The organism is Micromonospora sp. NPDC051925, from assembly GCF_044548625.1.
Classification (GTDB): Bacteria; Actinomycetota; Actinomycetes; order Mycobacteriales; family Micromonosporaceae; genus Micromonospora.
This window is the reverse complement of sequence record NZ_JBIUCH010000006.1, coordinates 257,756-282,788: the sequence shown is the minus strand read 5'-3', so window position 1 is coordinate 282,788 and position 25,033 is coordinate 257,756. Positions and strand designations below refer to the sequence as shown.

Annotated in this window: 22 protein-coding genes; 7 read left to right on the top strand and 15 right to left on the bottom strand. The window is 71.5% G+C overall.

Features of this window, described 5'->3' with window-relative positions:
* Nucleotides 1-294 precede the first annotated feature (294 nt).
* Both ACIG87_RS10665 and ACIG87_RS10660 read left to right on the top strand, forming a co-directional pair.
* Nucleotides 295-1,101, top strand: coding sequence for an SAM-dependent methyltransferase (locus tag ACIG87_RS10665; RefSeq protein ID WP_396850145.1), 807 nt, complete (start codon nt 295-297; stop codon nt 1,099-1,101).
* Entirely contained in the window at nt 1,098-2,990 is a 1,893-nt protein-coding gene (locus ACIG87_RS10660; protein WP_396850075.1) for a putative bifunctional diguanylate cyclase/phosphodiesterase, read from the top strand. Before ACIG87_RS10665 ends, ACIG87_RS10660 begins: the two co-directional genes overlap by 4 nt.
* Nucleotides 2,991-3,133: 143 nt before the next feature.
* On the opposite strand, the gene ACIG87_RS10655 is transcribed toward ACIG87_RS10660, so the two are convergent.
* Nucleotides 3,134-4,192 (bottom strand): polysaccharide deacetylase family protein, encoded by a 1,059-nt coding sequence (locus tag ACIG87_RS10655; RefSeq protein ID WP_396850073.1) that lies wholly within the window; start codon nt 4,190-4,192, stop codon nt 3,134-3,136.
* A 590-nt stretch (nt 4,193-4,782) separates the two neighbouring features.
* Between ACIG87_RS10655 and ACIG87_RS10650 the strand changes: the two genes are divergently transcribed.
* On the top strand, nt 4,783-4,908 hold the full coding sequence (locus ACIG87_RS10650) for a hypothetical protein (protein WP_396850071.1): 126 nt from the start codon (nt 4,783-4,785) through the stop codon (nt 4,906-4,908).
* A 65-nt stretch (nt 4,909-4,973) separates the two neighbouring features.
* Here the strand turns inward: ACIG87_RS10650 and ACIG87_RS10645 are convergent, their stop codons facing one another.
* The gene (locus ACIG87_RS10645) at nt 4,974-6,020 is read right to left on the bottom strand and encodes an amidohydrolase family protein (protein ID WP_396850069.1); all 1,047 of its coding nucleotides are present in this window, start codon (nt 6,018-6,020) and stop codon (nt 4,974-4,976) included.
* A 123-nt stretch (nt 6,021-6,143) separates the two neighbouring features.
* On the opposite strand from ACIG87_RS10645, the gene ACIG87_RS10640 reads away from it, so the two are divergent.
* A complete protein-coding gene (locus tag ACIG87_RS10640) occupies nt 6,144-6,878 on the top strand; it encodes a TetR/AcrR family transcriptional regulator (protein WP_396850068.1) in 735 nt (244 codons plus the stop codon).
* Between the two features lie 123 nt (nt 6,879-7,001).
* Here the strand turns inward: ACIG87_RS10640 and ACIG87_RS10635 are convergent, their stop codons facing one another.
* On the bottom strand, nt 7,002-7,712 hold the full coding sequence (locus ACIG87_RS10635; RefSeq protein WP_396850067.1) for a siderophore-interacting protein: 711 nt from the start codon (nt 7,710-7,712) through the stop codon (nt 7,002-7,004).
* Nucleotides 7,713-7,839: 127 nt separating this feature from the next.
* Nucleotides 7,840-8,403, bottom strand: coding sequence for an ester cyclase (locus ACIG87_RS10630; protein WP_396850065.1), 564 nt, complete (start codon nt 8,401-8,403; stop codon nt 7,840-7,842).
* An 88-nt stretch (nt 8,404-8,491) separates the two neighbouring features.
* Here ACIG87_RS10630 and ACIG87_RS10625 point away from each other — a divergent pair, with 88 nt between their 5' ends.
* Both ACIG87_RS10625 and ACIG87_RS10620 read left to right on the top strand, forming a co-directional pair.
* Nucleotides 8,492-9,112: a TetR/AcrR family transcriptional regulator gene (locus ACIG87_RS10625; RefSeq protein ID WP_396850064.1), complete on the top strand. Its 621-nt coding sequence runs from the start codon at nt 8,492-8,494 to the stop codon at nt 9,110-9,112.
* 59 nt (nt 9,113-9,171) lie between these two features.
* Nucleotides 9,172-9,327, top strand: coding sequence for a hypothetical protein (locus ACIG87_RS10620; RefSeq protein WP_396850063.1), 156 nt, complete (start codon nt 9,172-9,174; stop codon nt 9,325-9,327).
* Nucleotides 9,328-9,336: 9 nt separating this feature from the next.
* Here the strand turns inward: ACIG87_RS10620 and ACIG87_RS10615 are convergent, their stop codons facing one another.
* Nucleotides 9,337-11,784 (bottom strand): IPT/TIG domain-containing protein, encoded by a 2,448-nt coding sequence (locus ACIG87_RS10615; protein WP_396850061.1) that lies wholly within the window; start codon nt 11,782-11,784, stop codon nt 9,337-9,339.
* Between ACIG87_RS10615 and ACIG87_RS10610 the strand changes: the two genes are divergently transcribed.
* A complete protein-coding gene (locus ACIG87_RS10610) occupies nt 11,783-11,995 on the top strand; it encodes a hypothetical protein (protein ID WP_396850059.1) in 213 nt (70 codons plus the stop codon). The two genes, ACIG87_RS10615 and ACIG87_RS10610, sit on opposite strands and share 2 nt — an antisense overlap.
* Before the next feature lie 67 nt (nt 11,996-12,062).
* Here the strand turns inward: ACIG87_RS10610 and ACIG87_RS10605 are convergent, their stop codons facing one another.
* From ACIG87_RS10605 to ACIG87_RS10560, 10 genes are all read right to left on the bottom strand, one after another.
* Nucleotides 12,063-14,030, bottom strand: a complete 1,968-nt coding sequence (locus ACIG87_RS10605) for an alpha-L-fucosidase (protein WP_396850057.1) — start codon at nt 14,028-14,030, stop codon at nt 12,063-12,065.
* A 285-nt stretch (nt 14,031-14,315) separates the two neighbouring features.
* Complete coding sequence (locus ACIG87_RS10600) at nt 14,316-15,209, bottom strand: prephenate dehydrogenase dimerization domain-containing protein (protein WP_396850056.1); 894 nt, start codon at nt 15,207-15,209, stop codon at nt 14,316-14,318.
* On the bottom strand, nt 15,199-17,382 hold the full coding sequence (gene pabB / locus ACIG87_RS10595; protein WP_396850054.1) for an aminodeoxychorismate synthase component I: 2,184 nt from the start codon (nt 17,380-17,382) through the stop codon (nt 15,199-15,201). The genes ACIG87_RS10600 and pabB overlap by 11 nt, the downstream gene beginning before the upstream one ends.
* On the bottom strand, nt 17,379-17,723 hold the full coding sequence (locus tag ACIG87_RS10590) for a chorismate mutase (protein WP_396850052.1): 345 nt from the start codon (nt 17,721-17,723) through the stop codon (nt 17,379-17,381). Before ACIG87_RS10590 ends, pabB begins: the two co-directional genes overlap by 4 nt.
* Entirely contained in the window at nt 17,710-18,990 is a 1,281-nt protein-coding gene (locus tag ACIG87_RS10585) for a phenylacetate--CoA ligase family protein (RefSeq protein WP_396850050.1), read from the bottom strand. The genes ACIG87_RS10590 and ACIG87_RS10585 overlap by 14 nt, the downstream gene beginning before the upstream one ends.
* A complete protein-coding gene (locus tag ACIG87_RS10580) occupies nt 18,987-20,222 on the bottom strand; it encodes an ATP-grasp domain-containing protein (protein ID WP_396850048.1) in 1,236 nt (411 codons plus the stop codon). The genes ACIG87_RS10585 and ACIG87_RS10580 overlap by 4 nt, the downstream gene beginning before the upstream one ends.
* Nucleotides 20,219-21,481, bottom strand: coding sequence for an MFS transporter (locus ACIG87_RS10575; RefSeq protein ID WP_396850047.1), 1,263 nt, complete (start codon nt 21,479-21,481; stop codon nt 20,219-20,221). The genes ACIG87_RS10580 and ACIG87_RS10575 overlap by 4 nt, the downstream gene beginning before the upstream one ends.
* The gene (locus tag ACIG87_RS10570) at nt 21,474-22,742 is read right to left on the bottom strand and encodes an aminotransferase class I/II-fold pyridoxal phosphate-dependent enzyme (RefSeq protein ID WP_396850045.1); all 1,269 of its coding nucleotides are present in this window, start codon (nt 22,740-22,742) and stop codon (nt 21,474-21,476) included. The genes ACIG87_RS10575 and ACIG87_RS10570 overlap by 8 nt, the downstream gene beginning before the upstream one ends.
* Complete coding sequence (locus ACIG87_RS10565; RefSeq protein ID WP_396850043.1) at nt 22,742-23,587, bottom strand: N5-glutamine methyltransferase family protein; 846 nt, start codon at nt 23,585-23,587, stop codon at nt 22,742-22,744. Before ACIG87_RS10565 ends, ACIG87_RS10570 begins: the two co-directional genes overlap by 1 nt.
* Nucleotides 23,584-25,017, bottom strand: a complete 1,434-nt coding sequence (locus tag ACIG87_RS10560) for an NAD(P)/FAD-dependent oxidoreductase (RefSeq protein ID WP_396850041.1) — start codon at nt 25,015-25,017, stop codon at nt 23,584-23,586. The genes ACIG87_RS10565 and ACIG87_RS10560 overlap by 4 nt, the downstream gene beginning before the upstream one ends.
* Nucleotides 25,018-25,033 lie beyond the last annotated feature (16 nt).

Below are 25,033 nucleotides of genomic sequence, written 5' to 3'. Positions count from 1 at the left end.
GCGGTTGGTCGGGTGCCCCGACGCGCACCCTCACGTCCGGCCCCGTCCGGTGGGCGGCTGCCCCGTCCGGATGGGTCTTGATCATGGTTCGGCGTGCCGCCCCTGACGTCCGGCTCCTCGGACGACAACCTGCTCGAGTCCCGGTGTCTGCACGGTGTGGACGGATGGTGGACGGAGCCGGCGTCCGCCGTCGACCTGCGGGCCGGCGTCGTGATCTCGGTGCGCTGCAGCGGTGGGAAACTTCCGATTATAGTGGCGGCGGTCACGTCACTGTGGTGGTGGGGAAGGGCGGCAATGGAACGGCCGGAGTGGGCGCCAGCAGATGTTGATCTCAGCCGGCCGAGCGTGGCGCGAGCCTACGACTACTGGCTCGGCGGCTCGCACAACTTCGAGGTCGACCGGGAGTTCGCCCGCCAGGCAATGGCGGCCGTGCCGGATCTTCGCCTGGTCGCGCGGGCGAACCGCGAGTTCCTGCATCGCGCGGTGCGGTTCATGCTCGCCGAGGGGATTCGGCAGTTCCTGGACATCGGGTCCGGCATTCCGACGGTGGGCAACGTGCACGAGATCGCCCGGCAGGTGGATCCGGACACCCGTGTGGTCTATGTGGACATCGATCCGGTGGCGGTGACGCACAGCACGCACATCCTCGCCGGCCAGCCGAACGCGGTCGCACTGCTCGAAGACCTGCGCCATCCGGAGGCCATCCTGGACCACCCGGAGACCCGCCGACTGCTGGACCTCGACCAACCGGTCGGCCTCCTGCTCGTCTCGGTCGTGCACGCGGTCCCCGACCACGACGACCCGTACGGGCTGATCAAGCGACTGTGGACGGCGCTGTCCCCGGGCAGCTGCGTGGCGATCAGCCACGTCACCACCGACAGTCGGCCGGACGAGATGGGCGAGGGCACCCGGCTCAGTGGCCGGACGAACACGCCGGTCACCGCCCGTACCCGCGCCCAGGTGGAGGACTTCTTCGCCGGCCTCGACCTGGTGGAACCCGGCGTGGTGTGGTCACCGCTGTGGCGTCCCGAGTCACCGGCCGATGTCGGGGAGCACCCGGAGCGGATGAGCTTCTACGTCGGAGTCGGACGCCGCAGGTGAGCGATCGGCCCGACGCCGACGGGGTCGACGACCGGAGCTGTCCGGACGTCGAAGAGTTCGTCACGGCGTGGGCTGCGGCCCTGCACCGGGCCCACTACGTGCCGATCAGCGGCGAGCAGCGGCATCGCATCGTGGCCGGACTGGCGGACCGCCTGGTCACCGCGGTCCTCGCCGAACCGGCCGAGCCCGGCACCGGCCAGCGGATCGGCGCCGATCTGGTGGCGGCCGGCTTCGGGTCGCCGGAGGCGCTCGGTGGGACGATCGCGGTCATCGGCTCGCGGTTCCTCGGCGAGCCGGGCATCCCCGCCGACCCCACCCGTACCGCTCGGCTGAACGGCCTACTGGCTGAACTCGCGTCGGGCTTCGCGTCGGCGGCGCACGACCGCAGCCTGAGAGCCCAGGACACGGTCCGGCTGGCCGCGCTGGCCGCCCGCACCCAGGCCGAGGAGGCGTTACGGGTCAGCGAGGCCAGGTTCCGCCACTTCGCCACCCACGACCAGTTGACCGGGTTGCCCAACCTGACAATGCTCACCGAGAAGTTGGGACGGTTGTCCGCCGCCGATGTGCCGCTCGACCGGGTCGGCGTCTGCTGCCTCGACGTCGACGACTTCGCGGCGGTCAACGACGTGCTCGGGCACCAGGTGGGTGACCTGCTGCTCCGCGAGATCGCCGACCGGCTCGGCGCGCTCACCGACCGGCGGATCGACCTGGTGGCGCGGCTGGACAGCGACCGGTTCGCGATCCTGGTCCGCGACACCACCTGCGCCGAGGACACCATCAAGATCGCCGATCAGGCGCTCGCCGCGCTCGCCGCCCCGTTCCGCGTCAACGGCACCGAGGTGCCCTTGACGGCGAGCGCGGGAGTGGCCGAGGGCACCGTCGCCGACGGTGGCGCCGCGACCCTGATGCGCGCCAGCGAGATCGCGCTGCACTGGGCCAAGGCGGACGGGAAGGCCACCCTGCGCCAGTTCGATCAGGACCGCAGCAACGCCGACGCCACGCGCTACCGGCTGTCGGCGGCCATGCCGGCGGCGCTGCGGCGGGGCGAGTTCACCGCCGCCTACCAGCCCATCGCCGCGCTCCGGTCCGGGCGGCTGGCTGGGGTGGAAGCCCTGGCCCGCTGGCGGCATCCTCAGCTTGGCCTGCTGAGCGCCGCCCGGTTCATCGAGCTCGCCGAACGCACCGGCCTCGTGGTGGCGCTCGGCGGCCAACTGCTGGAGCAGGCGTGCCGGCAGGCCAGCCGTTGGCAGCGGGTCCAACCCGGCCTGTACGTGAGTGTGAACGTGTCGGTGCGCCAGCTCCGCCAGAACGGCCTGGCCGGGGCGGTGGCGCAGGTCCTCGACCGGACGGGTCTGCCGCCGCACCTGCTTCAGCTGGAAGTCACCGAGCAGGCCGTGATCGATCTGACCGGCGTGGTGACGGAGACCCTGGCGGCGCTGATGAAACTCGGCGTCCGGATCGTCATCGACGACTTCGGCGTCGGCTATGCGAACCTGGCCAATCTCCGTTCCCTCCCGCTGCACGGCCTCAAACTCGACGCCAGCCTGACCCGTCCGTCGGCGCACCCGGCCACGCGACCGGGGGCCTACCACCCCGGCACGGACGACGACTTCCTCAGCACCGTCGTGTCGCTCGGGCACAAGCTCGGCCTCGTCGTGACCGCCGAGGGCATTGAAACCGCAGAGCAGGCCCACCGGCTGACCGCGACCGGTTGCGACAACGGGCAGGGTTGGCACTTCGGCCGTCCGGTGCCGCCCCACGAGATCACTGCCAGCATCGTCGCGCAGCAGCACCGCGACGCCGTGCCACGGAGCACCGAGCTGCCGGCGCTTCCGGTCCAGCGGCGGCTGCGGCCCGGTGGCTCTTCCACCGGGCGCTGGCCACGCTGAAGGTCACGCCCGGCGAGGTGGGGCCAGGCCGCGAAGAGCCCTCCCCGAGTGCGACGGAGCCACTCGGGGAGGGCCTGGTCGGTGATGGGCCTGGCTGGCGCTTCGGCTGAGCCGTTCCCGGTGGCCTCGGCGGGCCACCGTGGTCAGCCCGTGGTGCAGGAACGGATCTGTGGTCTGGCGCTGCTGTTGCCGTTCATCATCGTGGTGAAGCCGAAGGTGTTGCCGCTGCCGTTGGACCGCATCGTCATCACGTAGCCGGTGCCGTCCCAACTGGGAGTGCCGTTCCAGGTGGTGGAGATCTGCTGTGGCGCGGTCACCGCCACGACCACGGTCCAGTTGCTGGCCCCCTGGACCGTCACGGACGTGTTGTACCGGTCGCCCCACACGTTGGGGTAGGTCGCCGTCGCGGTGCAACCCCCGCCGGCCGGCGGAGTGGTCGGGGTGCCGGTGGGTGGCGTGGTCGGGGTGCCGGTCGGCGGGGTGCCGTCCGGGGCGACCGCCCGGCCGGTGCTCGGTGAGATCATGCCCGGACAGAGGCTGCGGCTGTTCAGGTTGGCCATGATCTGCGGGATCGCGTCGCGGGTGTTCTGGATGCCGTCGTGCATCAGGATCACCTGGCCGGCCTGGAGACGGCTGGCGTTGGAGACGATCTGGCTGACGCTGGCGCCGTTCCAGTCCTGGGAATCGACGTCCCAGATCACCTGGCGCAGGCCGAGCGACGAGGCGACCGACTGGAGGGTCGAGTTGGTCTCCCCGTAGGGCGGGCGGAACAACTGCGGCCGGACTCCGGTCGCCGACTGGATCGCCGTGTTGGTCTGGGAGAGGTCCGACTGCATCTGACTCTGGCTCATCGAGGTCATGTGCGCGTGGTTCCAACTGTGGTTGGCGACCCACATGCCGGCGTCGACCTGGGCCCGCGCCGCGGACTGGTTGCCCTGCACGTTCTGCCCGACGTTGAACATGGTGGCCCGTACGTTGTTGGCGCGCAGCACGGACAGCAGCGCGCCGGTGTTGCCGGTCGGCCCGTCGTCGAAGGTGAGGCCGACGTAGCCGTTGCAGGCGGCGGCGCTGGACGGGGTGGCGGCGACCGCGAGACCGGTGGCACCCAGCGCCACGGTGGTGGCGAGCACGGCCAACCGGACGGTGAGCCGCGTTGCTCGGGAGGCGGACGGGCGGCGGGGAACATCGATACTGGCGTACATGCGCAGGTCCTCCTTGGGGCGGTGACGCCTGACGACGCTCGACATCAATCGACGTTTATTGATTTCGACGTGGATCGGAGTATTGCAGCGGCGTTTCGAAAACGTCAACAACTTTCGGAAACTTTCGGGAAAGCACACATTCAGGGCATCAGCCTCACCCCCTGACCAGCCGACTGATCAGAAGGTGTGGGCCGAGGCCCGTACCACCTGCGGACGGCATCGACGACGCCGGGTGGGCGGGCGATAGGCTGCGGATGGTCTCGGCACTAACTGAGGGGTACGCGTGATTGGCGGAACGGTTCGCGGGCTGGTCGTGGTCTGCGGGCAGCCGACGTGAGCGACGGCCTGCGTCCCGGTGACCCTGCCCAGCTCGGCGGGTACGACCTGCTCAACCGGCTCGGCGAGGGTGGCATGGGAAGTGTCTTCCTGGCCCGCTCACCGCAGGGACGACAGGTGGCGGTGAAGGTCGTCCGCCCGGAACTGGCGGACGACGACGAGTTCCGTGGTCGGTTCCGCAGCGAGGTGAACCGGGCTCGCCAGGTTCCGCCGTTCTGTCCGGCTACAGCAAGGCCGAGGTCGAACGGATCTGGTTGCCCTTCACCGGCTGGCTCATGGCCGGTGCCGCCCTGATCGAGGCCCACGACCGCCGCACCTGGCTGGCCGTGCAGGCCATCGTCGCGCTGCTGATCAATCACCTGCTCCTGACCACCTGGTAGCGGCTCCACTCGGTAGACGCTTCGCGGTGCAGATCGTGCGGATGGCGCGGGTTCTTACCGACTGGTTACGCGATCCCCTCGGACCCGTCTGCGTCGAGGTGCCTGGTCAGGCGCTCCCAGTTGCCGGAGCCGATGGCGACTTTCTCCTGGTGGGTGAACGGCGCGTCCACCAGGAAGGAGCGCGCGACCCCGTTGCTGGTGTCGAGGAACGGGAACCCGCCGGGCCGGGTGCCGAAGGTGTAGGGGTAGTCGGTGGAGTAGACCATGCGTTCGGTGCCGACGATCTCCGCCGTCCAGCGCAGGTACCGCTCGCTGACGGTGCCGCTGCCGGCGATCCAGAAGTTGTGCCTGAAGTAGTCGAGCAGGGGCCGTTGGAGCTTGGCGTTGTGGGCGAGGATTCCGGTGTGGTCGAGGTAGAAGAGCACGAGCTCACCCCAGTGACCGGCCACGATCTGCAGGTCGGGGTGGCGGTCGAACACCCCTGAGAAGATCATGCGCAGGTACTGCACGCCCAGGTCGTAGTACCAGCCGAGTCCGGCTGTCGCCAGCCCCATGCCGGTCGCCCCGAGGCCGGAGTAGTAGGCGGCGACGACGGGTTGGGTGGGCGTCTGCGGGTGGAAGTGCAGCGGCACGCGTAGGCGCTCCGCCGTCGCGTAGAGGTCGTCGAAGGCCGGGTGGTCGGCCAGGTCCTCGCCGGTGCGTCCGTACAGCATCGCGCCCCGCAGACCCAGCTTGGTGACCGCGTACTCCAACTCGTGGACGGCCGCGACGGGGTCCGGGGTGGGGATGGCCGCCCACGCCTGGAAGCGGTCCGGGTGCTCTGCCACCGCGGCGGCCAGTTGCTCGTTGGCCTCGCGCGCGACCGCGACGGAGTCCGCGGGCCTGAGGTTCTGCACGCCGGGTGAGTTGAGGGACAGCACGGCGACGTCGACGCCCTGGTTGTCCATGTCGGCGATGCGTTCCTCGCCGAGGCTGCGCAGCCGGCGGGCGAACGGGTCGTCTCCGTAGCCCATGTGCGGGTTCGTCGGGATGCCGCCCCTGACCCATCCCTCCAGGTTGGCGGGGAGTGCGACGTGCTCTTCGAGAGCGACGATCCTGATCCGGCCTGACATGTGGTGCCGTCCTTCCCGGCGGGCGGCACCACCGCCCGGCCCGTCACGTTGTTACCGTTGAAAACAACGTGACCGTATCAGTGATGCTAACGCTGAATCAACCCACCTGTTATCGTTGCTTACATGAGGAAGGTCGACACCAGCTCCGAGCGCGACGCGGTCCGCGCCAAGATCGTCGAAGCCGCTGCGCAGCTGCTCCGCGAGGGCGGCGCACGTGCCGTCACGACCCGGGGCGTCGCGGAGCGGGCACACGTCCAGGCGCCCACGATCTATCGCCTCTTCGGTGACAAGGACGGCCTGGTCGAAGCGGTCGCCGAGACGGTCATGCGGAACTACACCTCCGCGAAGGCCACCGACCTCGACGACGACCTGGACCCCGTCGGCGCGCTCCGCGCGGCCTGGCAGCGGCACATCGACTTCGGGCTGTCGAACCCCGAGCTGTACGTGATGCTGAGCGTCCACCCGAACACGGACCCCTCCCCGGCGACCATCGACGGCATCCGGGTCCTCCGTCGACACGTCGGCCGGATGGCCTCCGCGGGGCTCCTCGTCGTCAGCGAACGGCGGGCGGTCGACATGATCCACGCGACCGGCAGCGGGACGGTCCTCGCGCTCCTCGCCCAACCCTCCGACGTTCGCGACCGTGGCCTGGCCGATGTCGTCTTCGACGCCGTACTCGCGGCGATCAGCGACCTCCGCCCCGCCGGCGGTGACCCGCGGCAGGACACGCTGGCGGCCCTGGTCCGGATCGGTGCGGTCGTCGACGACCTCACCCCGCTCACCGCCCAGGAACGCGGGCTGCTGACCGAGTGGATCGAACGCTGCATACGGGCGTTCGAAGCGTCCACCGCGACGTGAGCCCGCGACGGGGCCTCGCGTAGCGCCCCACGGGTGCCGCAGCCGAGGTCGACTGTGAACTGACGACAGCCGGCAGCGGTGAAGGCGGGACCGCTGGCTGACGTCTTGTGGGATTCGCCTTGCTCAGTCGAGGCCGGCGCGACCCTCGGCCCAGTAAGCCTTGCCTTTCACCTGCACGGGCGCGGGTGCCCAGTTCCGGCTGTCGCGTCGTACGGCATGAACTGTCGCCGCGTCGCCGGTCACGACAAGGGCGCATGGTCCGACGGCGGCGACTTCGCGCGCCTGCCGGAGCAGGTCGGTGCGATCCGCGGCCTTGGTGACGACCGCTACCCTCTCGGCGATTCCCAGGCCGGCCAGGAGCTGACTCAGTCCGGCCGGATCACGCGCTTCGAAGACGTACGACGCGTTGCTGGTCACGCTCTGCAGGGCGCAGGCGAGCGCCACGCTGGACTCGTCACCGACGAAGAGCACGGCGCCCGCGAGATCGCGCAGGGCGATCGAGCGGCGTGGCCCGAAGACCTGGCAGGCATCGCCGACTGCCGCCCGGCGGAACCACTCCGCCCCCGGGCCGCCGGCATGGGTGAACCCGATCAGGTCCACGGCACCCCGCGTAGCGTCCCAGTCGACGGGTGTGTAGGTGCGCAGCGCCATCCTGCCCCGCTGTGGGCGAAGCTGCAGCTTGACGCCCGGCGCCCAGGCCGCCTTCTGGAACGCCTCGGCGGTGAGTTTCACCCGCACGAACCCGGCCGACAGGCGACTGACGCCGGTGATCTGGGCGGTGCCCAGCAGTGCACCGCTGGCGAGATCGGCCAGCCGACCGGTGAGCGTGGTCATCTGCTCTCGTCCCATCTGCGGTACTTCGACACGAAGGGCGTTCCGTTCTCAGAGCACGAGCATAGGAGGAGTGCGCTCCGCCTGTGCGCGCACCGCACTCACCGCCAGGAGCGAGGACTTCGCCCACCTACCGATCCGCAGCCGTCGTGACCTTGAGCTGCGTGACGAGCAGCAGGGTGTCGGCGTTGAGCCAGTAGTCGGTGATCAGGCCACGCTTGACGCGCAGCGTGTCGGTGCCGGTGAAGCGGACAGCGGTGCCGGGCGCGGCGGTCGCACCGGGGAAGCCTCCGCCGTACGTGCCGTTGGCGACCCACCGCACGACCACGTGGTCACCGTCGACGATCGGGCCGACCTCGACGTCGAAGCGCAGGTCGGGGAAGGCCGACCGGATCTGGCCGACCAGGTCGACCATGCCGCCCGGACCCTTCACGGCGCTGCCGTCACCGCCGTCGAGCAGCGCGGCCCGGACCCGGACGTCCGGGGAGATGATGCGCTCGGCCAGCGTGTAGTCGCCGTTCCAGAGCTGAACCCAGGCGCGGGTCAGCTGTTGCGCCTGACCGGTGCCGCCGTGCCTGTCGGGCTGCGGGTGGGCGAAGAACGTGCCGCCGGGCACGGCGGGTACGGCACTGCCGACGAGCACGGAGCCGCCGATCAGGAAGGAGGTGAGGGTGGTGGCGACGAGGTGCTGCACGGTGACTCCTCAGTCAAGTAATACTGGATCGCTTTCGTTACACCATATAACTGAAGTAATCTGATGTCAACGTCAGGGGAGGGGTGGCATGGGGAACGAGACCCGTACGGCCGAAGAGCATTCGGCGGAAACGCCGATCGGGCCGCGCGAGCGCTACCGGCGGCAGGTCCGGGCCGAGGTGCGGGAACACGCCTGGAAGCAGCTCGCCGAGGCCGGCGCGGCAGGGCTGTCGCTCAAGGCCATCGCCAAGCAGATGGGGATCACCGCACCGGCGCTGTACCGGTACTTCGCCAGCCGCGACGACCTGCTCACCGAGCTGATCCTCGCCGCCTACCGCGACCTGGCACACGTGGTCGAGGCCGCGGCCGGCACCGGTGGGAGCCCACGCGACCGGCTGACCGCGATCGCCACGGCGATCCGCGACTGGGCCCGGCGCGACCCACACCGCTACCTACTGCTGTACGGGACGCCGGTACCCGGCTACGCCGCCCCGGCCGAGGCCACCGACCTGGCCCGCCGCATCTTCGCCCCCGTGCAGGATGCCTTCTCGTACGATCATGATCAGTCGATGCGCCGGTCGTTGACCTTCTGGACCCGGGTGCACGGCGTGATCAGCCTGGAGGTCGCCGGGCACTTCACCGGCATGCCGTTCGACCCGGCAGACCTCTTCGCCGCCGAGGTCCGGTCGACACTCACCGACCAGCCCTGATCGTGAGCGAAGGCGGGCCGGCCTCCGCCCGACCGGGGGCACCGACGCGGGTGGGCGCGTTGACCATCGTCCGTCACGGGCAGAGCGTCGCCGACGTCACCTTCGCCGGGGCCCATGCGCGGGGTGTCGCCGCGCATGGGCTCACCGGTCGTGACGCCGATGTCGAGCTGTCGCCGCTAGGCTGGCAGCAGGCCGACCCGGGCCGTACCCGTTGACGGTCGGCCTCACCGTGGCCCGCGCGCCGCGCCCTTGCCGACCGGCATGGTGGCCTTCGACGTCGCCTGCGCCGACGAGTAGCCGGGACTGGTCGCGGTGACCGTCACGGTCAGCCGCCTGCCCACCCGGGACGCCGGGACCAGGTACGTCGGGCCGGTCGCCCCGCTGATCGCGGTGCCGTCGGCCGCCCACTGGTAGGTGTACGCCGTGGCGGCCGGACTCCACTGTCCGGCCGAGGCGCGGACCCTCACCCCCACGGCCACCATGCCGATGATGGCCGGTGCGGTCACCGCCCGGATGGCCGGTGAACCGGTGATCGAGAAGGCGTCGGCGAGCGACACCGCGTCGCTCCAGGAGTCGGGCCGCACCGAGACGGACGCCCTGCCCACGGCGGCGGACGTCAGGTCCACCTCGGCGGTGAGGGTCCGGTGGTCGGCGGAGACGCTCCGCACCGTCGCGGTCAGCGCCGCGCCGCCCGTCGGGGTGACCGTGACCTGGTCCTCCTGGTGGAATCCGGTGCCGGTGACGGTGATCGTGCGCACACCGCCGGCCGCGACCGACGCCGGCGACACCGACGTCACGGTGAGCGGATCGGGTGCCACATAGAAGGAGTAGGAGGTCTGCATCGACTCGACGCCGTCCGCCGTCCGGCTCTTCACGTAGAGCGTGTGGTAGCCGGAGTCCGGCGGCGTCCAGGTGATCGTCGCTGTGCCGTCCGCCGCCGCCGCGACGGTCTCCTCGACGCCAGCGACCTGGTACGCGTACTTCACTGCGCCGGGCTGCCGCGGCGTGAAGGTGAAGGTGCCCGGCGCGATCCTGCCGGAGCCCGACGAGGGGAAGTCGGTGGAGACGACCACCGGGGAGTCGGTGACCGACCAGGAGGTGCCGCCCTCGCCCGTCCGCACGCCGGCCGCGTTCCGGGCGACCACTGTGACGTAGGTGTAGCCGCGCTTGGTGAGCGTGTACCGGAACGACACCGTGCCGTCGGCGGCGGCCGGCAGCACCTGCCGGGTGGCGGGGTCGCGGTTGAGGAGCACCTCGTACTCCGCGACGTTCGCCATCTCGGTGCGTGCCGTGAAGGTGGCCGTCGACCCCAGCGCGTCGCCGCCGCTGCGGGTCACGTACGGGCTGGCGTCCCAGACAGAGATGGAGATGAACCGGGGCTCCGACAGGGTGCCGTCGGCGCTGCGGCTCTGCACCAGAAGCGCCTGCGTGTTCATGTTCTCGTTGGTGGCGGTCCAGGTCAGGTCCGCGGTGCCGTCCGCGCCGGCCGGCAGCGCGGTCTTCTGGTCGGGCTCGTTCCCGTTGTGGTCGCGTCGCCAGTAGAGGTAGGACTCGACGTCGGGCATGCGCGGGGCCAGGTGGAACCGGAGGGACGACCCGATGACGACGCTCCGGTCGACGTCGCCGGTGACCCTGGGCGCGTTGTCGACGACGAACGTGTAGGCCCGCTCCGGGTGCGTCGTGCCGTCGCTGGTGATGCTGCGCACGTACATGGTCTGCCGGCCGACCCGGGTCGGGGCGATCATCGCGGTGGCCTTGCCGTCGGCGTCGGCCGCGACCGAGCCGGACGGGCCACCGCCGTCGATGCGCCAGGCGAACGACCTCGTGCCCGGGACGTTGGCGGTGAACTCGAAGGCTCCGGGTACGCCGACGCCGTAGTCCAGGTTGGTGCTCCAGTCCGGATACGCGCTGGAGAAGACGGAGGGCCGCGTCTCCCGTACCCAGAACTCGTAGACCGTCCGGTCGGACCAGTTCCCGGCGCGGTCGAGGGCGTAGACGGTCACCGAGTGGTGGCTCGCGCCCTCCGGCGTCCAGGCGACGGTCGCCGGGCCACCGAGGCTCGTCGCCGGCACCGTCGAGTAGTCGTCGTCGCCACCGGTCTCCCCGGAGTAGAACCGGTAGCGGTAGCTCACGGTGTCGTCGGAGGCCGAGGTGAAGACGAAGTCCCCGGCGACGCCGACCTCACCGCCGGCGTTCTCCCAGTTCCCGGACGGGTACTTCGTCGAGGCGACGGCCGGTGCCGGACCGCCGGTGCGGTCGAGCGTGAAGTAGCAGGTGTCGCTCCACGGCGACGTGGCCGCACCGTCGAGGACGCGGACCCGCCACGCGTACGTGACACCGTCGAGCTGGCGGGCGGGGTCCTCGAGCTGGATGTAGACCCGGTTGTTGCGCTGGTCGACCCCGTCGCGCCACTGCTGCGGCTCGTCCGGCCTGGTGACGTCCCATACCTGGAAGTCGGCCTGCGGGTCGGCGCTCTGGGACGCATCGGTCCAGGAGCCCTGGAGCACCACGGCGTGGGCGTCGTTGAGGCGGTCCGGGCTGAGGTAGGGCCCGGGGGCCTGCGTGGCGCACGCCTGGCCGGCGGTGGTCAGTGCGGTCGGCCCGCCGACATCGGCGGCGGCCGGGGTGACGTTCGCGCCGACCACCGTCCCGCAGCCGATCGCGAGGGCCATGGCAGCTGACAACAAGCGCCGAGAAGCGCGCGCGTGGGCACGCATGTCGGTCCTCCCCGTGATGATGGCGGGCAACATGACGAGCGCCCGCGGGGGAAGGATCGCACGGGTGGCCGACATCGACGAGGCTAATTTCTCCAATCAGGACGATCGGACGGCACTGGTGGCCGATCCGCCCAGCCGCCGACCGTCGAGGGTCAGCGGCCGATGATGCGGGAGCTCGGGCCAGGACGGTCGCCCTGGCAGCCGTGGCGGTGCAGACCGGATCCGGGCGCTGGTCAGGAGGTGGTGATCGTCCATTGGTTGTTGGCGCTGCCGTTCGGCGACCACAGGCCCGCAGTGGAGCCGGCAGCGCTGCTGCCCATGCCGTCCAACGCGGTGCCGGTACCTCGGTTGACGATCTGGTAGCGGCCGTTGCCCACGCTGTTCAACCGCCACTGCTGGTTGTTGCCGCCGTTCCAGGTCGTCTGCCTGGCCGGGGCCCCGTTGGCCGTGTTGCCCCAGCTGTCGGCCACCATGCCGTTGGTGCGGTTGACGATCCGGTAGTAGCCGCCGCCGAGGTCCACCAGCTGCCACTGCAGGTTGGTGCTGCCGTCCCAGTTCCACTGCTTGAGGTTCGACCCCGCCGCGACGTTCCCGCCGCTGTCGAGGGCCAGCCCGGTGGCGGCGTTGACGATCCGCACGTAGCCGGTGGTGGGCCCACCGCCGCCCAGGGTGGGGATCTGGCCGGAGAAGGTCAGCTTCACCACGTACGCCGAGGCGTTGAACGGTGCGGTGGCCGAGGGCATCGCCACGTGCAGGGCGGCGGCGTCCTGGACGGGCCGGGACAGGTCGAGGTACGCGCCCGCCGTGGGGCCCAGCAGTTGCGCCGAGGTCAGCGTGCCGACGTTGATCCGGTTCGCGTTCAGGGTGGTGATGTCCAACGTGCTGCCCGGCCAGCCGAGGACCGTGGCGTACAGCACGGTGTCGTCCTTGTTGCGGGTGAACCGGATGTCCCGGTTGGTCCCCGCCTGCGGGCCGGTGAAGGACCCGCCACCCATCTTGGTCGGCCCCTCGCCGTAGACGGTCCAGGCGCGGGTGGCGTAGATCGACTCGCCGAAGCGCCTGAGGTAGTCGCCCATGGCCAGCAGGATGGCGCGTTGCCCGTCCGGGATGGTGCCGTCGGCCATGGGGGCGATGTTGAGCAGCACGTTGCCGTTCTTGCTGACCCGGTCGACCAGGGAGTGCACCATCTGGTTGAGCGTGTAGTACCCGATGCCCACCGTGTAGCACCAGCTTGAGCTGGAGATGCTGTCGTCGGTCAACCAGTACGGGGTCAGCATGTCCGCCGGCCCACCCCGCTCGATGTCGAAGACCTCGCCCCTGGTGTTGAAGCCGTCCTTGTACGTGGCGACGACGTCCCGGTTCCAGGCCACCGCCTTGTTGTAGTAGTACGACAGGAACTCCAGCCGTCGTGACTCCGGGAGCGCGACCAGGCCGCCGTCCTGCCAGATGAGGTCGGGCTGGTAGCCGTCGATGACCTCCCGCAGCTTGTCGAACCACAGTTGTTGTTCGGCGGCGGCACCGAGTTGCCCGTAGAGCTTGCGCAGGCTGGGGTCGGACTGGTACGGAACATTGTCGTAGTAGCCGCCGAAGTTGAACTCGTGGTGCATCGACACCATGAACTTCAGGCCCTTGGCCCGGATCGCGGTGGCGTGCAGCCCGACCAGGTCGAGTTTCGGCCCCTTCGCCACCGAGTTCCACTCGTTCACGCTGCTGTTCCACATCGAGAACCCGTCGTGGTGCTCGGCCACCGGCCCGGCGAACTTCGCCCCCGCGTCGACGAACAACTGCGCCCACGCATCCGGGTCGAAGTTGCCGCCGGCCGAGGTCAACTTCGGCGCGAACTGCACGAAGGTCCCCGCCTTGTCCCGCGCTCCGTTGATGAAGTTGTGGAACGGCCACACCGACGGGTCGCCGTAGGTGGCGATGTGGTGCCTGTTCGCCGACGAGCCACCGAGGTACATGTTGCGCGGATACCACTCGTTCTCGAACGCGGGGACGCTGAACGCCCCCCAGTGGTAGTAGATGCCGAGCTTCGCGTCCTGGAACCACTCCGGCGCCGCCGGATGCTGGTCCACCGACGACCACGACGGGGTGTAGCTGCTCGGGCCGCTGATGGCAGCCGCGATGCCGGACCGCGACATGCCGGTGAGCACGGCGACCCCGGTGAGCCCGGCCGTCGTGAGGAGCCGGCGGCGCGACATCGGGAAGGAAGCTGGGGACATGACCGGGGCCTCTCGTGACGAGCCTGGTGGGCGAAGGGAAATGGCTGGGGTGGCAGCCCGGTCGATGCGTCAGCGAACCGATTCGACAGCCTGATGCCAGGATGCGCGCCGGACTACCAGACGTCAAGCTTCATCGATCTACATGATCATTTTCGGGGCGGTCGACACCCATCGCCACTTCGCTACTCGCCGCGCCGTGTCGGGCCGGTGGCGGTCGCCGTGCCACGGCCGGTACGCGAGGTCAGCGGGTCGCGTCGACGTCGGTCAGGTCGACGAGGGGGTGGACAGCAGGCTGAAGAGGCGGTGGCACTCCTGCGCGCTGAGGGTGACCTGCGGGCCGAGCCGGTCCCCCGCGGCGGCGAGCGTCGCCCGGAACCGGTCGGAGTCCCCTGCCGTCACGGTGTCGTCGAGCTCGTCGAGCGCCCGGCGCAACGCCTGCCGGCGCTGGGCGCCTGCGGCGTTCGCGTGCTGGATGTCCCAGTAGATCTCCGGGGGCGCGCTGAGGATCCGGCAGGCCAGGGCCAACAGCGTCCGCGCCGGCGGCGGAGCCAGCCGCAGCAGGACGGCCGGTTCGACCGGCGACTCCACCAACGCCTGAAGGTACGCCAGCAGCACCGCGTGCGGCAGCGCCTGGAGATACGACATCGCCTCGTCGTGCGCGTCCGGGGTGAGTTCGGTGACGAGCATGCCGCCGGCGCTCAGCCGTCGGCGCAGCAGGTCCGTCACCGCGTCCGACGCGGTACGGACCAGCGCCACCGGTCGGCCTGCGGAGTCCAGCGTCGGGGAGAACATCGGGTTGACGCCGACCAGGCGCGGGGCGTGGTCCGCCGTGGCCAGAGCGGCGAACAGTGGCTGCTGCACCGAGCAGGTCGACACGAGGACGGCGTCCGTACCGACGACCGTTGCCAGCCAGTCGGCACAGCCCAGCGCGACGTCCTCGGGCAGCGCGAGCACGATCATCCCGGCGGCGTCGGCCGCCGTACGCAGGGCCGGCTCCGGTCGCAGCACGTCGGCGTGCAGGTCGACCTCGCCCCGGCGGTCCACCGTGACCACCCGGTCACCGGGACCGGTGAGATACTTCGCGGCCCAGCGCCCGACCGTCCCGGTGCCACCGAGGATCAGCACCCGGCGGGCGTCGTCGGGGACGTCACCGGACACCGGCACCGCCCCGGACCGCGTCGGACCAACCGTGCAGCCCGTAGTGCGGCACGCTCGCCTTGACCAGGGTCTCCTCGAACTCCTCCGCAGGGTCGGACTTGGCGGTGATGGCCCCGCCGATCCCGAACGTCGCCACGCCGTCGCGGATCACCGCGGTACGGATGACGATGCTCAGGTCCAGCGCGCCCGAGAAGCCCAACCACCCCAGCGCCCCGGAGTAGATGCCCCGCGGCGCACCTTCGAGGTCGTCGATGAGCTGCATGGTCCGCTTCTTGGGCGCACCGGTCATCGAGCCGCCCGGGAAGGCCGCGCGGACCGCGGACATCGCCGAGCGGCCCCAGCGCAGCCGCCCCCGGATGGTCGAGACGAGCTGGTGCACCGAGGAGTAGCTCTCCACCACGAACGCCTCGGACACGTGCACGCTGCCCGGCTCGCAGACCGTGTTCAGGTCGTGGCGCAGCAGGTCCACGATCATCAGGTTCTCGGCCCGGTCCTTGGGGGACCGCAGCAGGTCGGTGCGCAGCGCCTCGTCCTCCTCCGGGGTCCGCCCCCGCGGCCGGGTGCCCTTGATCGGCCGGGACTCGATGATCCGGTCCTCCCCGATGCGCAGGAAGGTCTCCGGCGAGGAGCTGAGCACCTCCAGGTCACCGCAGCGCAGGTACGCGCCGTACGGCACCGGGCTGACCCGGCGCATCCGCTCGTACGCGGCCAGCCCGTCGGCCGGTGTCGGAACCGTGGCCCGGTTGGTCAGGCACAGCTCGTAGGTCTCGCCGTCCACGATGAGTTCCTGGGCCCGCCGGATCATGTCCAGGTACTGCTCACGCGAGGCGCGCAGGCCGAGCCGCTCCTCCGGTACCGGACCCGGCACGAAGCGCGCGGCCACCGGTGCGGCCATCGTGGGCGGGGTGGGCGGCGGCTGCGGCCACTGCCGGGCCGCCGGCCCGGCGGCGGGCTCGTCCACCGCCTCCAGGTGGCAGTCGAGCACCTGACCGGTGGCGTGGTCGACGACGGTGAAGTGCCGGGCGAGCACGAACCACGACGCCGGCTCCGGTGACCGGTGGCGCTCCTCGCCGATGGTCAGCGCCTTGAGTTCGTAGCCGAACCAGCCGACCAGACCGCCCTTGAACGGAAGCTGCCAGTCGTCCGGGACGTCGACGTCGACCGTGCCCCCGATCTCCTCCAGCAGGGTGAACAGGTCCCCGGGGACGTGTGCCGTGTGCGTCCGGCCGGTCAGCGTCAGGATGCGCCCGGCGAGGTCGTAGGTGAGGACCACGTCGCCCTCGCCGCCGGCCGCGCCCATCAAGGAGTACCGCGAGCCCGGCCGGTCGCTGCCCTCGGAGTCGAGCCAGAACGCGTGCTCACGGTCCGCGTAGCGGCTGCGGAACAGCGCCGCAGGGCTGACCCCTTCGCTCACGTCGCCCGCGCGCCGGGTGTGCAGACGGTAACGGCCCGCGCCGCCGACCCCGTGGAAGGCGCTGACGGCGATGGTCTGCTTGTCGTCGTCGGGCACCGCCCCGGTCGTGGCCGCCGGGCCGGTCGTGGCCGCCGGGCCGGTCGTGGCCGCCGGGCCGGTCGTGGCCGCCGGGCCGGAGAGCCGCCGGTGTTCGGCCGCCAGGGTCAGGAAGTTGCTCAGGATCTGGTGCCCGCCGCGCGTCTCGATGGACTCCGGGTGGAACTGCACACCCCAGACCGGACGGGAACGGTGGGCCAGCGCCATGACCAGCCCGTCGGCGGTCCAGGCGGTGCATTCCAGCTCGGCAGGCAGTTCGGTGCTGACCAGCGAGTGGTAGCGCACCACCGGGATGTCCTGGGGCAGTCCCTGGAACAAGCCGGTGCCGCTGTGCTTGATCGTGTCGACGATGCCGTGCATCGGCGCCGGCGCGTGCACCGTACGGGCGCCGAACAGCTCACCGATGCCCTGATGGCCCAGGCACACACCGAGGATCGGCAGGTCGCACCGCAGGATCAGGTCCCGGCAGACGCCGAAGTCGCCGGCGCGCGAGGGGCGGCCCGGACCGGGTGAGAGCACCACCGCCGTCGCTTCGTGCAGCGGCAGGTCGTCGTAGCTGACGTTGTTGGGCACCACGCGCGGGTGCACACCGCTCACCTCGTACAGGTACTGGGCGATGTTGAGGGTGAAGGAGTCGAAGTTGTCGACCAGGATGATCGTCACGGCCGTGCCTCCCGGGTCAGCTCGCTGATGAGCCTGTCCTCCTCGGCGCAGGTCTCGGCAATGATGCGGGTGTACAGGTCGCCGAGGTAGTCCTCGGACAGGCCGTGCTCGGCGGCGTACGCGCGGGCCCGGCCGACGACCTGGCTCACCCGCGACTGCTGCATCATCGGGATGGTGTGCTCGGACTTGAGCCGGGCGACGTCCAGGCACACGCGCATCCGGCGGACGATCAGCGCGAGGATCTCCCGGTCGATCTCGTCGAGCTGCCCGCGCAGCGGGGCCAGGACGGCGCCGGCGTCGACGGCGGTGGTCGCCCCGGTCGCGGTGTCAGGACTGTCCATCGTGGTCTCCCCCGATCGCGAAGAATGGCACCTTGCCCCGGGCCGTGGTGCGCGGCAGCGACCCGGAGGGGTCGACCGTCAGACCGCGGAACCGGGGCGACTCCGCGACCTTGCGCAGGGTCGGGTGGCTACGCAGGGCGGCCAGGGCGGCGTCGGCGGGCAGCGCGGCGACCGCCGTGCCGGCCAGCGCCAGGCGGAACAGACCCTCCTCGACGGACACCCCCACCTGGTACGCGGAGCTGCCGGTGACGCCGTGCGCCGCCAGCGCGTTGTCGAACATGTCCCGGGTGACAAGCGTCCCGTCGATGTTGGCCGAGGTGTCGTCGCGGCCACCGAGACGCAGCACGCGGGCGGGCGATCCGCACGGGCACCCGTGGGCGAGCAGGGTGACCCGGTCACCGACGAGATAGCGGACCAGTGCGGCACCCGTCTCGGTCAGCACGGTCACGGCGAGGGCACCCGGCACGCCGTCGGGCAGCCGCCGACCGTCCTCGTCGACCACCTCGGCGATCACCAGGTCCTCGTGCAGGTGGTGGTCGCCGCCGTCGAGGTGGGCGCACTGGTAGCCGATGGGTCCGGTCTCGGTGGTGCTGTACGCGAACGAGCGGACCGCGGTGCCCCCGGCCCGCAGCTCCGCGGCGAACGCCCCGTCCATCCGGTCGCCGAGGAAGTAGACGCACCGTAGCCGGGCCAGCTCCGCCGGCATGGCAGCGCGCAGCCGGTGCAGCAGGGCGGGCAGGGCGACGATCGCCGCCACGTCGAGGTCGGTGATCAGCTCGGCGAGGTGCTCCGGCGGCAGGGTCGTCCCGGTGGGCAGCACCGCCGCGCCACGCCGGGCCAGCACCGCCTCGGCGAAGCCGAAGCCGCCGAACAGGTCACCGGGCGTCAGAGCGTTGACGACGAACGGGTTCGGGCCGAGCCCGTCCAGGCACAGCCCCCGCGCGCCCAGGGCTTCGACCCGCTCGTTGAAGGCGCGGTCGTGCAGCAGGGTGCGGACCCGGCCGGACGAGCCGCTGGAGCGCAGCACCAGGCGGACGTCGCCGGTGGTGATCCGGTTCGGCGCAGCGGGCTGCGAGCCCCATGCGGCGAGCTGGTCCCGGGTCATCAGCGGCGCCTCGGCGAGGCGCTGCGGGGTCAGCAGGCCGGCGTACGGCTGCACCGCCGTACAGGTCCGCGAGCGTTGCACGGCGGCCCGCATCAGGTCGAGGTTGCTGGCCTGGGCGGCCAGCAGCCCGGTACGGTCGACGGCGAGGTCGATCGCTCTCATGCCTCCTCCAGGTGGATCTTGATGAGGCTCGCGGCGTGCTGGGCGATGCCCCAGGCCTGCGCCACGGTCTCGGCGGTGGCCACCAGCGCGCCGAGGCGGTCCCAGCTCGCGGTCAGCGGGCCGGCCTGGTCGCCCGGCCCCGCGTACAGCTCGACGGCGTGCACCCCCGGCACGGCGCGGGCCTCGGCCTCGCCGTCGACCGCGCGGATGCGCCCGGTGCCGGCTGCGGTCAGGTAGACCTTGGCGGTGGCGCGTGCGACCGCCGGCACCGGTGCCGGCGGTCGCACGCCGGCGAAGTGGGCGAGCATCTCGGCCTCCGGGTCACGCCCGCTGACGAGCTGGACGAGTTCCGGAATCCCGTCGCCACCGGTACGCGCGTGCGACTCGATGACGTGCGGCCCGGCGTCACCGGTGATCACTTCGGTGTGGGCCGGCCCCTCCCGTAGCCCCACCCGGTCGAGGAACGCCCGGACGCGGTCCCCGACCGCCGTGCGCAGGGCCGGGTCCAGCTCCGCAGGCGTCAGGTGACCCAGCTCCACGAACGACACCGACGAGGTGATCTTGCGGACCACCGCCTGGATCTCGTGCCGCCCGGCGCGGCTGAAGGTCTCGACGCTGTACTCGTCACCGGCCACCAGCGGCTCGGCGAGGAACCGGGTCACCGGCAGCAGTTCGTGGTAGCGGTGCTCGTTGCGTGCCATCCGGCGGACCTGCCGGGCGGCCTCGTCCAGGTCGTCGGGGCCGTCGACCCGGATGATGCCGAGGCTGGCCGAACCGCTGCCGGGCTTGATGATCATCGGATAGCCGACGACCCGGGCAGCGGCCGGGACGTCGCCGGCGTCGCGGATCTCGGCCCAGGGGCTGTCCAGGTCGGGATCCCCGGCGAGGCGGGCACGCGTGGCGATCTTGTCGCGCAGCAGTGTCGTCACCCCGGTGCCGGCGGCCAGCAGGCCCAGGTCACGGGCGACCGCCTCGGCGGCGGGACAGGCCGGTTCGTGGTTGCTGGTGACGCCGGCGAAGCCGTACCGGCGGTGCAGCGAGCGGGCCAGCTCGACGATGCCGGGGACGTCCAGCAGGTCGGCCACCAGCGATTCCCGGCACAGCTCACGCAGCCCGGGGTCACTCATCGTGGGTGCCTCGACGTGCACGACGTCGAGCCCGAGCGCACGGGCCTTGACGATGACCCGCCGGCTGGCGCTGAGCAACAGCAGGATGGGACGGTCGCCGCTCATGCCGCGTTCTCCCGCAACAGCGGGGAGCGGCGCGCGAGGTCGACGCCGAACCGGACGGCGAAGCTCGCCACCAGGAACACCACCCCCAGCGCCAGCCAGCCCCAGGCACCCTGGCTGATCACCAGCCAGGTCACCACCAGCGGACCGGCCGCCTCGGCCGCGGTGGAGCCCATCCCGAAGAAGCCCTGGTACTGCCCGTAGCGGCCGTCCGGGACGAGCCGGAAGCTGATCTCGGTCATGCTGGCGGTCTGCCGCATCTCCCCGAAGGTCAGCACGGCGGAACCGGCCAGCAGCAGCGCGGCGGACACCCAGCCGTGTGACGGCACGGCCGAGGCCGCGTACAGCGCCATGCCGCCGAACAGCAGCACGCCGGCCCAGCGCAGGGTCCGTACGCCGTGGTCGATGCTGCGGATGCGCCTGGCCATCCGGTACTGCAACAGGACCACCAGCAGGGTGTTCACCACGAAGACGCCCGCGATGATCCACTCCGGGGCAGCGGTGCGCTGCACGACCCACAGCGGGATGGCCACGTCGATGAGCGGGATGTGCAGGCACAGCAGCATGTTCGCCAGCCCGACCGCCACGTACCCGCGATCGGCGAAGACGTTCCGGATGCGCTGCCGGGTGGCCGGCGACTCGTCGACGTCGCTCGCGACAGGCGTCCGCAGGGCCCTCGGCACCAGCAGGAGCAGCGCGGCGGCGACCAGGAACATCAGGGCGTCGGCCGCGAACGCCGTCCGGTACGCCGACGCGCTGTCGGCCGCGATGACCAGACCGCCGAGCAGCGCCCCGACGGCCAGCCCGGCGTTCGCGGTGGCGATCAGCAGCGCCCGTACCCGGGTGACGCGCTCCACCGGGAAGACCCGGGCGATCAGCGCCGAGCGGGCCGAGTGGGTGCCCTGGGTGCAGATCGAGAACACGCAGGCCGCGACGACGAAGACCGGCAGGTTCGGGGTGATCAGGAAGACGCCGACGACCAGCCCCGAGACGGTGAGCATGGCTATCGACACCGCGCGGGCCTCGTACCGGTCGGCCAGCTGCCCCACCGGTACGCCGAGCAGGAGCGCGACCAGCCAGGACGCGGTCAGGGCCGCGCCGTAGGTGACCGGGTCGAGGCCGACGATCCGGGTGAAGTAGAGCGCGGCGCACACGTAGAACAGACCGTCGCCGAGATAGGTGACGAAGTACGACCCGACCAGCGGGTGCCAGGGCCCACCGAGCCGCTCGTCCGGTGCCGTCAGGACGCTGCCGTCAGCCACGTTCGGCCTCCGCGGCGGCCACCGGCAGGCCGTACCCGCCCACCTTCTCCAGGGTGGCGGCCAGCAGCCGGATCTCCTCCTCGGTGTGCAGGCTCGACATCGCGAAGCGCAGCAGCGAGGTGCCCTGCGCCACCGTCGGGTAGAACGCCGGGAGCATGACCACACCGCGGTCACGCAGCAGCCGGGCGGCTCGCAGTCCGTCCTCCTCGGTGCCGAACAGCGCGCCGCGGATCGGCGACCGCAGGCCCGCGTTGGACAGTTTGCCGCCGGTCAGCTCGTCGAGGCATGCGGCGTTGGCCCACAGCCGGTCCTGCAGCTGCCGCACCTCCGGGGTGCGGTGCAGCTGGGCCGAGGCGACGTTGGCGGCCATCATCGGCACCATCACCGAGTGCCCGAAGACCAGCGGGTTCGCCAGTTTGCGGACCACCGCGACGTCGTCGGGTGAGGCCACCAGCAGGAAGCCGCCCGAGCCGCCGAAGCCCTTGGACAGCGAACCGGCCAGCACGACGTTGGCCGGCAGTCGGCCGCCCATGTCGTCGAAGGCGTAGCCGCAGCCGTCGGTGCCGACGATGGAGACACCGTGCGCGTCGTCGACGTACAGGTATCCGCCGGCCCGCCGCAGCCGGGCCGCGAGCTCACCCACCTCGGTCAGGCCGGTCATCGACTGCACCCCGTCGGAGAGCACGATCGGGGTCCGGTCGCCGGCCGCACGCTGCCAGGTCCGCTCGGCCTCGTCCGGGTCGGCCGAGGGCAGCCGGCTCACCGGGCCGAACTGCTCGTAGATGCCGCGCAGCACCTGCATCGAGGCGTGCGCGTTGCGGTCGACGAAGAAGTGCGGCTCGCGGGTCATCGGGTAGCTGGGCAGCGAACCGGAGGCCAGCAGCGGCAGCACGCCCAGGTGCACGTTGCTGGTGGAGGTGAACACGCACGGCGCGGTGCCCGGGTAGATCTCACCCAGCAGCTCCTCCAGCTGCGGCAGGTAGACCGGGCGCATCCGGTTGCGCGACGACGACAGGTGCACCCCGAAGGTCGCGGTGGCGGCGACCGCCGCCTCGGCCAGGGCCGGATGCGACTCCAGCCCGAGGTACGAACAGGAGACGAACTCGGTGACCACCGAGCCGTCGGTCAGCTCGATGCGCTTGCCCTCGCGCTTGACGACGGTGTGCCCGGTGAGCCCTTCGGCGAAGCAGCGGTCCAGAGCCGAGGAGGTCCGGTCGCGGCGGGTCGCGACCCAGTTCGCCGGGGTGGTGGAGGGGCTCATCAGCGGGGCTCCTTGGTGGCGGTGCGGGCCACGCTCAGCCGGGTCTCGCCGGCGGAGTCGGTCAGGGTCACGATGTCGGTGAAGCCGTGTTCGGTGAGGATCTGCCGGACCGCCCCCGGCTGGGCCCGGTCGTGCTCCACGCCGAGCCACCCGCCGGGGCGCAGCGTGGTGGCGCTCAGGGCGGCGATCCGGCGGATCAGGTCCAGGCCGTCCGGGCCGCTGTAGATCGCGTCCCGGGGGTGGTGGTCGGCCCATTCCGGCAGCAGCCGCAGGCTCGGCGGCACGTACGGCGGGTTGGCCACGATCAGGTCGGTGGCTGCCTCGTACGCGTCGAGGCAGCCGGGCTCGGTCAGGTCGACCGTCAGGACGCCGACCGCCCCGGTGACGTCAGCGAGCCGGGTGGCGTTGCGCCGCAGGTACTGCAGGGCGGTGTCGTCGCGCTCGACGCAGCACACGGTGGCGTCCGGGCGACGCCGGGCCAGGGCCAGGCCGATGGCCCCGACACCGGAGCACAGATCCAGCACCGTGCCGGCGGTCGGCAGCACGTCCGGCTGCGCGGCCCACTCGACCAGCGCGACGCTCTCCGTACGCGGGATGAACGCCCCACTGCCCACCACCAGGCGCAGCCCGTCGAAGGTCGTGGTGCCGGTGAGATGCCCGAGCGGGATGCGCGCCCGCCGCTCGGCCACCGCCGCCGTGAACTCGGCGACCCGGACGGGGCGCGGAGCGTGCCCGAGGAAGCGCTCGGCCAGCGCGGCCACGTCGCCGTCCACGTCCCACAGCCCGGCCTCGGTGAGCTCCCGGCGGGCCTGATCCAGCAGCTCGTCGTCGGACGGGCCGGTCATGACCACGCGGCGTAGTAGCGGGTCAGGGCCACGCGCAGGTCGTCGGTCATCGCCGCGACCAGTTCCGCCGGTGGGGTGAAGGTGGGGTGCAGCTCGTCCACCATGGCGGCGTAGTGCCGGCCGAGGTGCCGCTCGATGCGCGGCGGCCACTCCGGGATGACGTTCCAGCGGTACTCCCAGCCGGTGGCCATCATGTGCTCGACGGTGGTCGCGACGACCTGCTCGCGGGTGGCGCCGGCGAGCGGGCTGCGGACCGGCCCGAACGCGGTGAGGAAGTCGAACTCGCTGACCTTGCCCTCGACCAGGGCGGCGACGTGCTGGGCGAGCAGCGGCGACTGGTGCAGACCGTCCCGGTAGGTGCCCGTCGCCAGCCACAACCCCTGCACCCCGGCCGAGCCGACCAGCGGGAAGCCGTCGGCGGGCACCGGCCGGTTGCCCACCTGCACCGAGCGCAGCGACGCCTCCGACAGGTTGGTGTGCAGCTGGTCGACCGCGCAGCCGAGCAGGAACTGCAGGTCACCGATGGCGGCGTGCTGCCGCGGCCGGACGCTGATGATGTTGGTGGCACCCAGGTAGACCACGCCGTCGGCGCGCGGCACGCAGTGCAGACCGCAGGCGAACGCCCGGTTGGGTGTGCGTACGACCGAGGACGGCACCCGGCCGTCCTCGGTCTCGGCCAGGACGGAGACGCCGTACCCGCTGACCATCGGCGGGATCCGGCGCAGCACCTCGGGCAGGTTCTCCAGCAGGGTCAGCGACCGGGCGCCGGCGGCCACCACCACCTGGTCGGCGGCCAGGACGTCGCCGGAGGCGAGCTGCACACCGGTGGCCCGGTCCCCGTCCACCTGTACGGCGGTGACCTCGTCGTCGAGCAGCCGCCCGCCGCGGCGCACGAACGCCTCATCGAGCTTGGTCAGCAGCCGGTGCGAGTCCACCGCGTGCTCGCCGGGCAGGAACAGGCCCCGCAGCGACCGGGTCAGGTCGTTGGGGGTGAGCCAGTCCATCGCCTCCGGGTCGACCGTCTCGTACGGTTCGTCGTACTCGCGCAGGGTGCGCTCGATGGCGTGGAAGTTGCCCGAGTCGACGGCGCGGGAGCCGGCCGAGTTGAGGATCACGAAGGTGCCGTGCGCGGTGAACAGCGACGTCTCGTCGCCGGAGTCCTCCGACAGCTGCTGGTCCCATTCCGGCCAGAAGGTGCGGGCCCGGTGGTCCATGTCGAGCTTGGCCCGCCCGTGGTCGCTGGCCAGCAGCGACTCGGTCACCTCACCGAAGCAGCCCAGCATCGCGCCGGCAGCCAGCGACGCGGCGTACGGGCGGGTACGCCGGCCGATCCGCGTGACGGCGAATCCGCGACGCTGCAGTTCGAAGCTGATCGAGGCACCGACGGCCCCGTTACCCACGACGATGACGTCCTGGCGGCGTGCTGACATGTGTGATTCTCCCCGC